The following is a 12,632-nucleotide window of genomic DNA, read 5'->3' as shown; positions in this document are numbered from 1 at the left end:
CCCTATTGGTGAAGTTTCGAAGCGTAGTTATTAATCGACGCAAGAATCGGCTCCCACTAAAGCTGACTGCCCTTAATTAGTCGCCCGTCTTGTACCCGACACCACGAACGGTCAGCACAATCTGAGGGTTTTCCGGATCCAGCTCAATCTTCGAACGCAGACGCTGAACGTGAACGTTGACTAGACGAGTATCCGCGGTGTGCTGGTAACCCCAGACTTTTTCCAACAATTCATCACGGGAAAAGACCTGCTTCGGACGGGACGCAAGAGCGTGCAATAGGTCAAACTCCAAAGGAGTCAGGGAAATTTCCTTGCCATCGCGGAACACTGCATGACCGGGCACATCGATCGTCAGGTCGCCGATCTCGAGGGTCTCACCCGGGCTGTCCTCCTGGCGACGCAGTCGAGCGCGCACGCGAGCCACCAGCTCCTTGGGCTTAAAGGGTTTCGTGACATAATCATCCGCGCCGGATTCCAGGCCGAGGACCACATCGACTGTGTCGGTCTTCGCAGTCAGCATGATAATCGGCACCGCCGATGTCTCTCGGACATTGCGGCAAACATCGACACCGCCCATGCCGGGCAGCATGAGATCCAGCAGAATCAAATCTGGATTCTCCCGTTCTGCTGCCTTGACGGCCTCGAGACCATCGTCGACTACTACAGTGTCGAAGCCCTCGCGTTCCATCACCATCGTGAGCATTTCGGCGATGGCCGGATCATCATCAACAACCAGGATTTTTGAGCTCATGCGTCTCATTCTAAACGTAAAACTATCTGGTTCTGTATTTTCCAGCCCGGCTACCTAGCGCAAGCGGGCACTAATCCATTCCACAAGACGATCTGCCCCGTCGTCGCCCGTGAGCATCAGCCATGGTGACTGCCACGAGTCTTCCGCAAACTTCTGGTATGTCGCCAGCGTGCGCTCCTGCAGGCTCGAGTCCTTTTCATAGACGTCCCGAGTACGCTGCACATCTGTAGCCTCCCGCTTACGTGCGCGGTCGGCCGCCACCCCCACCGACGTGGCCAGGCAGACCTGCACGTCGGGAAGCGGAAGCTGAAAATCTCCGAATTCGGTCTTCTCAATCCACTCGACAATCGCCGGATCCTGTGTGCGCGCCAGGGAGTAAGCCGCGTTGGACGCGACGTAGCGGTCGATAATCAAAACATCGTTCTCGCGCGTTGCATCAATAATCGCTTGACGACGATCTTTGCGGTCCAGGGCGAACAGAAGTGCCATTGCCCAGGCGGAGTCTGCGGTGTCGCCGAGCTGCCCGTGCAAGGCTTGATCGGCGAAATCGGCGAAGATGGTCTGTCGGTATGCCGGAAAGGTCATTGAGCTAACCGAGTGCCCCTGGCTTCGGAGCTGATTGGTAACAGCTGTGACAAGCGTGTTCTTGCCAGCGCCGTCGATTCCTTCGACTGCGATAATCAAATTTTTCTCCTCGCACACACGGATATGGACAGATATGGCTGTGCTGCTGGGCGAGGTTCGGCCCAGCAGCACAGCCATTAGCTTCGACCTAGTAGTGGCTAAAACCTAGTAGCGGTAGTGCTCCGGCTTGTACGGCCCCTCGACATCAACACCGATGTATTCGGCCTGTTCCTTGGACAGTCGGGTGAGTTCGCCGCCAAGTGCCTCGACGTGAATGCGAGCAACCTTCTCATCCAGGACCTTCGGCAGACGGTGGACAGAGTTGTCGTACTTATCGCCGTTGCAGTAGAGCTCAATCTGAGCGATTGTCTGATCGGCGAACGAGTTCGACATCACGAAGGATGGGTGTCCGGTGGCGTTGCCCAGGTTGAGCAGGCGCCCCTCGGAAAGCACGATGAGGGAGCGCTCCTCGCCGTCAGCATGCGGGAAAATGTACTCGGTGACCTGCGGCTTGATCTCCACCCGGCGGACATCATCACGGTGATGCAAGCTGTGCATGTCAATCTCGTTGTCGAAGTGGCCGATGTTGCCCAGCAGCGCGTGGTTCTTCATCTGCTGCATGTGCTCGAAAGTGATGACATCCTTGTTGCCCGTGGCGGTGATGACAATATCGACATCAGCAATAACGCTTTCAGTAGTGACGACATCGAAACCGTCCATCAGTGCCTGCAGCGCGTTAATTGGGTCGGCCTCGGTGACCTGAACGCGGGCACCCTGGCCAGCAAATGCCTCTGCACATCCCTTACCCACGTCGCCGTAGCCACAGACCAAGACGTTCTTGCCGCCGACCAGCATGTCGGTACCGCGGTTGATGCCGTCCAGAAGGCTGTGGCGGGTTCCGTACTTGTTATCGAACTTGGACTTGGTGACCGCATCGTTGACGTTCATAGCCGGGAACGGCAGCACGCCCTGCTCCGCGAAGTGGTAGAGGCGGTGGACACCAGTGGTGGTCTCCTCTGTGACGCCCTTGACCGACTTTGCAATTCGATGCCAACGGCCCGAGTCTTTTTCCAGGCTGGCGCGGAGCATGTCCTTGAAAGCAATAAACTCGTCCGAGTCCGACTCGTCGGCAGGCGGAACCAGGCCGGCATCCTCGAATTCCATGCCCTTGATGACAGCCATGGTGGCGTCACCGCCATCGTCCAGAATCATGTTGGCATCTTCATCGCCCCAGTCGAAGATGCGATCGAGGCACCACCAGTACTCTTCCAGCGTCTCGCCCTTCCAAGCGAAAACTGGAACACCCTGCGGGTCCTCCGGAGTGCCGTTCTGCCCGACGACGACAGCCGCAGCGGCCTCATCTTGGGTAGAGAAGATGTTGCACGAAGCCCAACGAACCTGTGCGCCCAGCGCCGTCAGGGTCTCGATGAGCACTGCAGTTTGAACCGTCATGTGAATGGAGCCGGAAATACGAGCACCGGCCAACGGCTGCTGCTCTGCGTACTCTTCGCGCAGTGCCATCAGGCCTGGCATCTCGTGCTCGGCCAGACGAATCTGGTGACGACCGGCCTCCGCCAGGGAGAGGTCTGCAACCTTGAAATCAATGTTCTTCGAGGACATATAACGCTTTCTCTAGATTCTATGACTTGAGATTCTTCTTAAAGAATCACTACGGGGGACGCGAGAATTACTCTACCGCTTCAACGCAGTTTTCCAGCGCCGCCTGATCAGACTCACTGAGTTCCCCCAGACGACTATCGAATACCTCGGATGCGATTGCCAACGCATCTTCCTCGCTGCCGTGCGTCTCCGAGATTCCCTCTCGAATGAAGCTGTATTCCTCCACAATGTCGCCACCGCTAAATGGCGCACCATTCCAAATTGCGATAATCACAGCAGCGGCAAGTGCGCATGCTTTCTCATCGCTGTCCTCGGAATCCAGCCCGATGCGACCGGCATCAATCAATGCACCAACGCGATCCTGCGAGTCGAGATCCTGAACCTCATCGAAGAGTTCAATGACCGAATCACTACCAAAAATCTCAGTATCCCAGACGGACATGATAGGTGGCCACGCTCCTTTCGCGCTTCGAACCAGTTGCCTGTTTTGCTTTCCGACGAGCGCTTTCCTAAGAGCGCTTTTCGACGGGCCTACGGGATTTTGCTGGCGATTTACCAGGCAATTTACTAGCTGCCGTCTCCAAATACCGATAGCCGCAAAACCGCATGTGGCCTCACCGAATTTCTACCCGACTTTTCGTCACTTTTACAGTGCCTGCGACAGATTCAGGCCTTTCACCACATTTTTCACTCTAGATAGACGATAACGAGCGTGTTAAGTTAGTTCCCAGACCCCGTAATGCAACTGTTATCTTTTTCGTTACAGGGAGACCTCACGCATGACACGAAAGGAGTACCTACCATGGCGAAGAAGGCCTTAGGAGCTCTCTTGCTCGCTGCCCTTCCCTTAAGCGCTATGCTCGTTAGCTGCTCCGATAGCAGTGCTGCGGAGGGGGAAAATCCGGAAAAAGTCGGCTCTCCGTCGAAAATGGAGACTTCTGCTCCACTGCCGCCAGTACCTAGTGATGCCGAGCTGCAGCAGAGCACCGATTCGGATTCAGATTCCTCTCTGACTGAGTCGACTGGCAATCCGTCACCTCGTTCGACTACGCCGCCGAGCACCGGGACCGTCGAGGATCCGTACCTGCCGCCGCAGGCCTATATCCCGCCGCCGTCTCCTAGCTCGAATCCGACAACTCCGACCTCGACGGCATCAATGCCTTCAACGACCACGGCGACCACCGAGACCACAGAGGCCGAATCTGATCGCGTGTCTTCTCCGAAGCCCAGCAAGCCGGTGCCTCTGCTGCCGGAGGATAATGCGGAAAAGCCGAAGGATGGCCTTCCGCAAGGCGGCGGTAGCGCAGCGGGTGAGCCAAAGCCGCCATCAGCGGAGGCGAAGCCTCAGTCGGGTACGGAGGCTTTAGCTCCACCCGAGATTTCTCAGAAGGTGCCTACGAATGAACCGACCCCTTCGAAGGACCAGGCGTCCTCGAAGGAAAAGGCCACCCCCGGCAGCAATGAGATCAGCAATCGCAAGATTTCCCCAGCCCCGGAGGAACCAAATGACTCCGGTGTACTGGAAAGAATCAGTAACACCGACGAGAACTAACCTACCCGAGGGACGGTCGCGACAAAGACGGTTGCCCCGTCCTGGCTCGCGGTCATCTCAATTTCGACTGCATCGACAGCCGGGACCCAGGCTGCATGACCACTGGGAACCTCGACCACGGAGTCGTCGTGGCGCAACGTCACCGTTCCCTCTGTAGACAGCACAACCGTGGCGGATTCTTCGTCAAGGCGGGCATTTTCATCCGGCGCCAGCTTCCGTGAGCGAAGCCGGAACTCGCGCACCGGCGCGTCATATTCGTTCCATCCGGCATCGTTCAGACGCGACTGCATCACCGGATTCGGCAGCGGACGGAAAGACAGCACGCGCAATAGCTCCACGACATCGACATGCTTCGAGGTCAGACCTCCGCGCAGTACATTGTCGGAGTTCGCCATGATTTCCACGCCCATGCCATTGAGGTATGCATGCAACTGCCCCGCGCCGAGGTAAATCGCCTCACCCGGCTGCAGGCGCAGGCGGTTGAGCAGCATCGAACCCAGCACACCGGGGTCTCCCGGATACTTTCGAGCGAGTTCGCACGTGGTCTCGGCTATTCGGGAGAACTCTTCATCGTCGCCGCTGTAATCCGCGCACTTGGCAGCCACAGCCGCGACCAACTCATCGAGGACATCCTGAGGCAACGTCAACCACGTAGTAAACAGTGCCCGCAGAGCGCTCTCGTCATCGGCGGCATCGAGCAGTCCCATATAGTGGTCGAGCTCCGGTACCGCTAGTTCATCGAGCAGCTCCTTCGTGCGCTCCACCGGGCGGAATCCGGCCAGCGCGTCGAAGGTGGTCAAGGCGACGATGAGTTCCGGCTTATGGTTGTTGTCCCGGTAATTGCGGAAGTGTGCGGTCGCCGGAATGCCCTCCGCGTTTTCGCGCGCAAACCCCTCCTGGGCTTCTGCCAAGGTAGGGTGTGCCTGCAGCGACAGCGGCTCATCGGCTGCGAGTAGCTTCAGCAGGAACGGCAGCTTGCCGTTGTCGGTCTCAATTGCGTGTCCGAGCGCAGCCGTCGGATCCTGTGCAATGAGCTCATCCAGTGGCGTGCCAGCCACCGTGGCCGATGCCAGTGCGTGCGCACCAAACCACAGTTCCGCCCAGGGCTTCGACGTGGGAGCGTCCGCACCGGTGATTCTCGCCAAATGCGTACGAGAACCCCAGGGGTACGACTGCAGCACGGGGTCCAACAGCTCCATGCCCGTATCACTCCTCTAATAGTCACTACTGGCGCAAGCACGCCAATCTCACCGAATACCCAAAAGCCTTCGGTGGACACCCGGCGATTACGCGGAAAACGCCGCAATCGCACCGACTCTGGCTGCAGTAACGCATACTTCAACCAGTGGATGATGAGTCTCCGCATCGAGTGCAGGGCACTCTACGCGAGCCCATCCCGCCTCGCCATAGTGGTCCCGGTAGTGGCTCACATTGTTCGGCGTAGCTAAAACAATCGTCCCCAACGGTAGCACTGTCACCCCCTCATCCTCACCATCGAGGAACGGGTCGTAGAAAATATCCCGGCTTGCCTGGGGTTCCGCACCGAGCAACGCACCCACGCTGAGAGACAATTCGCTTATCGACGACGCTGCCGAGACCACTCCTGCCTCTAGCATCTGTAACGATGCCAGTTCCGCTACCGGCGCCAGCGCCGGAGTTGTCGACACTGCGAGCATTCGGCGGCCTGCCAACCACTGCGCGACCTGCCGCGCGGGGTTAACTGTTTCATCTCGCTGCGGAGCGCAGGCGGCAATATCGGTATCCACAGCATCAGCGACTTCTTCAACTACCCCGGCCGGAGCCAGAGCGGTGGCACCGCATTCGGTAAGTGCACTAGCAATGGCACCGACATAACCAGTAAAAGACGCGGACTCCGTCATCGCAGGGCGCGGAACCACAACCGTACTGTGTCCACCGGCGGCACGTAGTGGGCCTTCACCGGGATCCACCACGACTGTGGCAGCCCCTCTCCTATCAGCTTCAGCCAAAGCTGCACCGAGTGGACTACCGGGGTTGTCGTCACAGACAATGACCAGGTCCAGGGCACCGACAAAACTGGGCAACTGCTGGGCAATTACGACCGGGCAGCGGATGTCGTCGGCAAGCGCGCTCACGGATTCGGCTGCGAGCTGCGCCCTACGATTTCCCACGAGGATGACCGTGCTGCGCGGCAGTGGAAGCTGAGCAAATGCTCCCCCGCGAGTTGCGGAGGCAGCAGCTCGAAGACCCGCGCCAGCCGTAGCCACACGGTAGAACAGGGCTTCTTGGCGCGGATTATGGGGAGAGTCGAATGACGAGGTCATACTCCCAAGCATGCCTGAAAATTGGCGCTTGGGGCTGATTAACCGCGGATGATGCCTAGAACTTCGTCGACAAGAGCGTCAACCTCAGCGCGCGTCGGTGCCTCAACGTTCAGACGCAGCAGCGGCTCGGTGTTGGAAGCTCGGACGTTGAACCACGCCTTGGAGTCCGCCAGCTCAATGGTCAGGCCATCCATCCAGTCCGAGGACTCGGTGCGGTCAGCGAATGCGGCCTCGATTTCCTTCTGCTTGGCCTGCTGCTCCTCGGCGCTGCCCAGGCGAGAATTAATCTCACCGGAGGCCTCGTAGCGGTTGTATTCGGCCATGAATTCACTCAGCGGCTTGTCCTGCTCGGCCAGTGCGGCCAGGACATGCATGGCGGCCAGCATGCCGGAGTCCGCATTGAAGAACTCCTTGAAGTAGTAGTGTGCCGAGTGCTCACCACCAAAGACAGCGCTGTGCTCAGCCATTTGCGCCTTGATGAAAGAGTGCCCCACACGGGTACGAACCGGGGTGCCGCCGTTTTCCACAATCATCTCCGGCACGACGTGCGAGGTAATCAGGTTATGGATGATAGTCGCGCCCGGGTTCTGCTCCAGGTAGCGCGTAGCCACCAGCGCACAGATGGCCGATGGGCTGACCGGATTACCCTTCTCATCGACGACAAAGCAGCGGTCAGCGTCGCCATCGAAGGCGATACCGATGTCCGCTCCCTGTTCAACCGTGAACTTCTGCAGATCAACCAGGTTGGCGGGCTCCAACGGATTGGCCTCATGATTCGGGAAGTTGCCGTCGAGTTCAAAGTAGAGGTCGGCAACGTCCATGTCTTCACCGAGAACTGCCGGGACGGTCAGTCCTCCCATACCGTTACCGGCGTCGACCGCGACCTTCAAGCGACGGCCAGAGCGGATGTCAACCAGCCCGTGGAGGAACTTCGCGTAATCCGCCAGGACATCCTCGTGATCAATTTCGCCCGGAGTGCCGGTGTACTCCGGGATTCCGTCGACAAGCAGATCCTTAATCTGAGCAAGCCCTGTCTCCTGCCCGATTGGGCGAGCCAGCGAACGGCACATCTTGATGCCGTTGTATTCAGCTGGGTTGTGGCTGGCGGTGAACATCGCACCTGGGCATTCCTTGACTCCGGAGGCGAAGTACAGCTCGTCCGTAGAGGTCAGACCGAGCAGGGTGACATTGAGGCCTTGCGCCGCCGCACCATCGGCGAAACTAGCCGCCAACTCTGGCGAGGACTCACGCATATCGTGGCCAACTACGGCACGCGTTGCGCCCTCTGCACGCATGATGTGGCCAAACGCGGCACCGATGAATCCGACTAGGTCCGCGTCGATACCTTCACCGACAACACCGCGCACGTCATAGGCCTTGATGACGGCATCCAAGTCGGAACGATTGTAAGTGACCACGAAAAACCTCTCTGGGTAAGTATCAGTTTTGGAGAAAATGATACTAGCCCCAGAGAGGCTCTCACAAAGAAGTGCCGTGGCAAGACGGCATTAGCTGGGGCACGGCAGCCAACCTACTAGTCGTCCGAATCCTCCGGATCGCGAACTACGTGCAGGTGACCACGTGCGGACTTCCGCGTCGACGGGTGGCGACTGGAATCAATCTTGTAGGTCTGCGGACGGTTGTCGACTTCATCTCGCAGCACCAGGCCAGTCGCATTGCGGCCAGCTTCACGCACGGCTTCAGCCAGTGCGGTCAAATCATCATCGTCCTGGGCCGGCGTTGGAACGTCGTAACGCACGAGCTCCCAACCCAGCGGTGCGGTAATGGAACGCGCGTGCTTTTCGCAAAGATCCCAGCTATGCGGTTCGGACGCGGCGGCGAGCGGTCCCACCACAGCCGTCGACTCCGCGTAGGCATACGTCAACGTAGCTACGGCAGGTTTGCCACAGCCGGGCCGGCAACAACGTCTAAAAACACTCACGGCATCAAAGTCTAGACCCTAACTTTAAGTTTCGATAGTTTTTCTCCCCCTCCGGGCGTTTTTGCTTGTCGACGATCCCCGCGCCTCAGCCTCAATCGGCAAATCTGTGACATGGCCGAAAGCTGACCTCGCCCACGTTGCAAGGCCGACCGATTAAGCTCAACAGATATGAATTCATCGGCCTATACTCCGCGCTCATTGCGACGCTCACTGCGACGCGGTCGTGGACCTCGGGGACCTCTGTTGCCGCCGGAAGTCCCTCGCTGGAAGAGCCGTTCAGAAGCTTTTGACCAGGCGGTTATCGATGCCTATGCCCCGTTGGATCAGCGCTGGTCCCGGCAGCTGTCACACCTGGACATTGCCATCGACACGATTCCTCGCATGCAACTGCGGCCGGACATGTACTTCCCAGAAGAGATTGTCGCTGACGGGCCTGTACCGCTGGGGCGACTTATCCCCGCTGGCATCGACCGCGTAGGCAACCCCACGCGCCCGTGCGTGGTGGTATTCCGTCGCCCCATTGAGCGCCGCGTGTCGGGGCGTTTAGAGCTGGACCGGATGCTGCGCTATGTCTTGACTCGCCTGGTGGCGGTATATCTAGGCGTTGACCCGACTCAGGTTGACCCGAATTTCGACGAAAACTTCCTGTAGAGAGCTTTCTTCTAGGGAGCGCCCTAGAGACCGGGTTAATAGAAAAATGTGTGTGTGATTCTCAAGATAGTAACTGGTCAGACCCCATAAATTTCGGGCTGCACACGCGAATACGGGCTGCAAATGTGAAACTGTGCGAGTTTATGACACTTTCAGACCATTTTTCGGGCGATTTTTGTCATAAACGCAGTCAGTAACTCGGATTGAGAACTAAGTGGCAAAAGGGCCCACCCAGCGACATGCTGAGCGGACATACTTTCGTCTTTTAACCCTAGAGAGCAAAAAAATCGTTCAATGAAAAATCCCCCAGGGGTTTACCCCAAGGGAGACTGTGGCATTGCGTGCACACAAAAACTAGCCGCGCGATTCTAGCCAATCTGATGCTTCAAGCGACGACGCTCACGCTCGGAGAGACCGCCCCAAATACCGAAGCGCTCATCGTGCTCGAGAGCGAACTCCAGGCATTCATCCCGCACACCACAAGCACGGCAAATACGCTTTGCCTCACGGGTGGATCCCCCCTTCTCAGGGAAGAAAGCTTCCGGATCAGTCTGGGCGCACAGCGCTTGCTCCTGCCAGTCCTGATCGACGGCTTCAAACAACCCTGAAAGGTCGTCTGCCCACTCTGCCAACGGCCGTGGCTGGTTTTCAGAGGAGCTATCGTTCACGGCGATGTCACCCGCATTCGTCTCACTATCCACAGCAGAGCTGCCATCAAACATGCTGGACTTTTCCATGCCGAGGGCCTCCTGATGGTTGTTGCTGCGGGTCTTTAAATTGGGCTCAGTGTGCGAAACACACATTTGTGATTACACACGTGTAACCCACCATCGGTCAAGCCGAATAGAGAATTTGCCTCAATACTTTTCATTACCCCTGAAGCCCCTCCCCCCGCGTTGGGGATTAAGTTCAGGTTGAAGGATGGGCGTCTGACTCTAAACCCGCCGCCCGAACTCAATCACATTAGCCACACGTCCCTCACCAGCACCTTTGACATCGTTTCCGTGCCTCGGATCAGATATTGTCGGCAAAAGTCTGACACGCCGAGGGCTGCAGACTAGACATCCGTCGAAAAACGCACTCCTCGATCAGGAATCTGGACACCCGGCCAGACGCGAATACCGTTGACCAATTCACAGCGGGCACCGATGACCGCACCTTCGCCGATGATGGCATCACTAATGACGGTCCGCGGGCCAATATCGGCACCATCGGCAATCACAGAGCGCTCGATAACAGCACCGGCACCAATGCGTGCGCCGTCGAAAATCACTGACTGATCAATCCGGGCACCCGCACCAATCTCCGCGCCACGGCCGACAACAGAGCCACCGTAGAGGAGAGCACCGCCACCAATCGACGCGGATTCGTCGACAAGCGCCTCACCGTGCTGACCCTCCAGAAGTGGAGATGGAGCGATACCACGGACCAGGTCGGAGGAACCGCGGACGAAGTCACCCGGAGTACCCATGTCGCGCCAGTAGGCATAATCAACGTGACCGTAGACGTTCATACCGCGGTCGAGCAGCGCTGGGAAGATCTCACGCTCAACACTGATAGGGCGACCAGCCGGGATGGACTCGATGATCTCGCGACGGAACACGTAGATGCCGGCGTTAATCTGATCGGTCGGCGGATCCTGGGTCTTCTCCAGGAACTCCAGGACACGGCCGTCCTCATCGGTTGGCACACACCCGAACGCGCGCGGATCCGGCACCCGCACGAGGTGCATCGTGACGTCGGCATCCTTTTCCGCATGAGTCCCCAGCACCGCGCACAAGTCGGTACCGCCGAGGACATCGCCATTGAAAATCATCGCGGTGTCATAGCGCAGTTTGTCCAAGACGTTACGGATACCACCACCGGTACCAAGTGGCTCAGACTCAAAAACATATTCAATCTCTAGACCCAAATCCGAGCCGTCGCCGAAGTGCTCTTCAAATACTTCAGCTCGGTAGGATGTGCCCAACACCACATGCTTCATGCCGGCAGCACGAATGCGACCCAGCAAATGCTCCAGGAACGGATGTCCTGCTGTGGGCAGCATCGGCTTCGGCGTATTCACAGTGAGTGGCCGCAGACGCGTACCTTGTCCGCCGACCAGAATGACAGCGTCAGTCTGTTCAGCCAACTTGGCTCCCGCCTGCTGTGCAGCATCCGTTCCCGGCTGGAAAGCGGAGCCGTGCCCAGCACTCGGACGAACTTCGGTAGTCATGAAATCGGTAACTTTCTTCGATGGATTGTTCCAACAGCTAATTAATTCCTACGCTTCTTGACAGCGATTATGGCTTTGCCACGCAGGAATAGCCCTAAACGCAGCGCCAACCGTACAGGGGCCAGTGCCGGCCCCGGCAGGCGATCTGACATGAAGCGATATGCCGACTCGTGATGCGCTTTTACGGTGATTTCTGGGTGCTTACTGGCCGAATGGCCCTGCGCGTGACGAATCTCTGCTCGGGGACAGAAGATATTGCTCCACCCCGCCTTGCCCAGACGGTCGCCCAAGTCCACGTCCTCCATATACATGAAGTAGCGGGTATCAAAGCCATCGATTTGGTCGAACGCATCCCACCGCAGCAGCAGACATGCCCCCGACAACCATCCCGCCGGACGCTCACGATCCATATCTGCGTCGTCCCGGTAGCGACGCGAGAACGGATTAGTCGGCCAAATATCAGCTAGCAGCGCATGCCCGATACCACTGACCAATTTAGGAACCGCGCGTGCCGACGGGTACACGCTGCCATCCGCCTCGCGAATCAGCGGACCAATTGCTCCGGCTCTGGGATTGCGCTGCGCGCATTCCAACAGGGCATCGATTGCGCCAGGTACAAAGACCACGTCAGGGTTGACCAGCATGACGTAGTCCGGATTAATTTCACCAGCACGGCGAGCCCGCCCCAGCTCCGCAATGCCACGGTTTGCGGCCGCACCATAGCCAATGTTGCCACCGGTGCGCAGAAGCTGAACTTCTGCTCCAGTCTTCTTGGCCCGAGCTTCTTCCTTTTCCACAGAACCGTCCGTCGAGCCGTTATCGGCCATGATTAGACGCGTGGAGGCGCTGGCGGCGGGGCCCAGCGAATCCACCAGCTTGCTCAGGTGCTCGCCGGGCGAAAAGGTCACGGTGACCACGCCGAGCGGAAGCTGCGAGGGTTGCGGAGAATTCGAGGTTACGTTCACAAATCTAGA

At 58.1% G+C, this 12,632-nt stretch carries 13 protein-coding genes; 2 read left to right on the top strand and 11 right to left on the bottom strand.

The features are described from left to right. Nucleotides 1–76: 76 nt before the first annotated feature. The 4 genes from mtrA to ADA16_RS08500 all read right to left on the bottom strand — a co-directional run bounded on the left by mtrA (nucleotide 77) and on the right by ADA16_RS08500 (nucleotide 3,437). Nucleotides 77–751, bottom strand: a complete 675-nt coding sequence (gene mtrA, locus ADA16_RS08515; RefSeq protein WP_048760872.1) for an MtrAB system response regulator MtrA — start codon at nucleotides 749–751, stop codon at nucleotides 77–79. Between the two features lie 54 nt (nucleotides 752–805). Beyond that, nucleotides 806–1,435 (bottom strand): dTMP kinase, encoded by a 630-nt coding sequence (locus ADA16_RS08510; protein ID WP_048760870.1) that lies wholly within the window; start codon nucleotides 1,433–1,435, stop codon nucleotides 806–808. Between the two features lie 105 nt (nucleotides 1,436–1,540). Then, nucleotides 1,541–2,995: an adenosylhomocysteinase gene (gene ahcY, locus ADA16_RS08505; RefSeq protein ID WP_048760869.1), complete on the bottom strand. Its 1,455-nt coding sequence runs from the start codon at nucleotides 2,993–2,995 to the stop codon at nucleotides 1,541–1,543. 67 nt (nucleotides 2,996–3,062) lie between these two features. Further along, nucleotides 3,063–3,437, bottom strand: a complete 375-nt coding sequence (locus ADA16_RS08500; RefSeq protein WP_048760867.1) for a DUF4259 domain-containing protein — start codon at nucleotides 3,435–3,437, stop codon at nucleotides 3,063–3,065. Nucleotides 3,438–3,797: 360 nt separating this feature from the next. Between ADA16_RS08500 and ADA16_RS08495 the strand changes: the two genes are divergently transcribed. Beyond that, nucleotides 3,798–4,547, top strand: coding sequence for a hypothetical protein (locus ADA16_RS08495; protein ID WP_152680749.1), 750 nt, complete (start codon nucleotides 3,798–3,800; stop codon nucleotides 4,545–4,547). Here the strand turns inward: ADA16_RS08495 and manA are convergent. The 4 genes from manA to ADA16_RS08475 all read right to left on the bottom strand — a co-directional run bounded on the left by manA (nucleotide 4,544) and on the right by ADA16_RS08475 (nucleotide 8,792). Continuing rightward, on the bottom strand, nucleotides 4,544–5,746 hold the full coding sequence (manA, locus tag ADA16_RS08490) for a mannose-6-phosphate isomerase, class I (RefSeq protein ID WP_048760864.1): 1,203 nt from the start codon (nucleotides 5,744–5,746) through the stop codon (nucleotides 4,544–4,546). The two genes, ADA16_RS08495 and manA, sit on opposite strands and share 4 nt — an antisense overlap. Nucleotides 5,747–5,833: 87 nt before the next feature. Then, nucleotides 5,834–6,850: a hypothetical protein gene (locus ADA16_RS08485; protein WP_048760862.1), complete on the bottom strand. Its 1,017-nt coding sequence runs from the start codon at nucleotides 6,848–6,850 to the stop codon at nucleotides 5,834–5,836. A 38-nt stretch (nucleotides 6,851–6,888) separates the two neighbouring features. Beyond that, the gene (locus ADA16_RS08480) at nucleotides 6,889–8,268 is read right to left on the bottom strand and encodes a phosphomannomutase/phosphoglucomutase (RefSeq protein ID WP_082150686.1); all 1,380 of its coding nucleotides are present in this window, start codon (nucleotides 8,266–8,268) and stop codon (nucleotides 6,889–6,891) included. 116 nt (nucleotides 8,269–8,384) lie between these two features. After that, nucleotides 8,385–8,792, bottom strand: a complete 408-nt coding sequence (locus ADA16_RS08475) for a DUF3499 domain-containing protein (protein ID WP_005509890.1) — start codon at nucleotides 8,790–8,792, stop codon at nucleotides 8,385–8,387. 168 nt (nucleotides 8,793–8,960) lie between these two features. On the opposite strand from ADA16_RS08475, the gene ADA16_RS08470 reads away from it, so the two are divergent. Continuing rightward, a complete protein-coding gene (locus ADA16_RS08470) occupies nucleotides 8,961–9,443 on the top strand; it encodes a metallopeptidase family protein (protein WP_048760860.1) in 483 nt (160 codons plus the stop codon). A gap of 368 nt (nucleotides 9,444–9,811) precedes the next feature. Here ADA16_RS08470 and ADA16_RS08465 read toward each other — a convergent pair whose 3' ends face one another. The 3 genes from ADA16_RS08465 to ADA16_RS08455 all read right to left on the bottom strand — a co-directional run bounded on the left by ADA16_RS08465 (nucleotide 9,812) and on the right by ADA16_RS08455 (nucleotide 12,623). Next, nucleotides 9,812–10,180, bottom strand: a complete 369-nt coding sequence (locus tag ADA16_RS08465; RefSeq protein WP_048760858.1) for a WhiB family transcriptional regulator — start codon at nucleotides 10,178–10,180, stop codon at nucleotides 9,812–9,814. 320 nt (nucleotides 10,181–10,500) lie between these two features. Further along, entirely contained in the window at nucleotides 10,501–11,658 is a 1,158-nt protein-coding gene (locus ADA16_RS08460) for a sugar phosphate nucleotidyltransferase (protein ID WP_082150685.1), read from the bottom strand. A 41-nt stretch (nucleotides 11,659–11,699) separates the two neighbouring features. Next, nucleotides 11,700–12,623 carry a glycosyltransferase family 2 protein gene (locus tag ADA16_RS08455; protein WP_048760856.1) on the bottom strand — a complete coding sequence of 308 codons (924 nt, stop codon included), beginning with the start codon at nucleotides 12,621–12,623 and terminating at the stop codon, nucleotides 11,700–11,702. Between the last annotated feature and the right edge of the window lie 9 nt (nucleotides 12,624–12,632).

It is taken from the genome of Corynebacterium vitaeruminis, assembly GCF_001054325.1.
GTDB lineage: Bacteria > Actinomycetota > Actinomycetes > Mycobacteriales > Mycobacteriaceae > Corynebacterium > Corynebacterium vitaeruminis_A.
This window is presented reverse-complemented; position numbering and strand designations above follow the sequence as displayed.

Coding starts and splice junctions, on each gene's coding strand:
- ADA16_RS08500 (WP_048760867.1), bottom strand. CDS start 3,437: ATGTCCGTCTGGGATACTGAGATTTTTGGTAGTGATTCGGTCATTGAA.
- ADA16_RS08465 (WP_048760858.1), bottom strand. CDS start 10,180: ATGGAAAAGTCCAGCATGTTTGATGGCAGCTCTGCTGTGGATAGTGAG.
- ahcY (WP_048760869.1), bottom strand. CDS start 2,995: ATGTCCTCGAAGAACATTGATTTCAAGGTTGCAGACCTCTCCCTGGCG.
- ADA16_RS08485 (WP_048760862.1), bottom strand. CDS start 6,850: ATGACCTCGTCATTCGACTCTCCCCATAATCCGCGCCAAGAAGCCCTG.
- ADA16_RS08470 (WP_048760860.1), top strand. CDS start 8,961: ATGAATTCATCGGCCTATACTCCGCGCTCATTGCGACGCTCACTGCGA.
- mtrA (WP_048760872.1), bottom strand. CDS start 751: ATGAGCTCAAAAATCCTGGTTGTTGATGATGATCCGGCCATCGCCGAA.
- ADA16_RS08460 (WP_082150685.1), bottom strand. CDS start 11,658: ATGACTACCGAAGTTCGTCCGAGTGCTGGGCACGGCTCCGCTTTCCAG.
- ADA16_RS08495 (WP_152680749.1), top strand. CDS start 3,798: ATGGCGAAGAAGGCCTTAGGAGCTCTCTTGCTCGCTGCCCTTCCCTTA.
- manA (WP_048760864.1), bottom strand. CDS start 5,746: ATGGAGCTGTTGGACCCCGTGCTGCAGTCGTACCCCTGGGGTTCTCGT.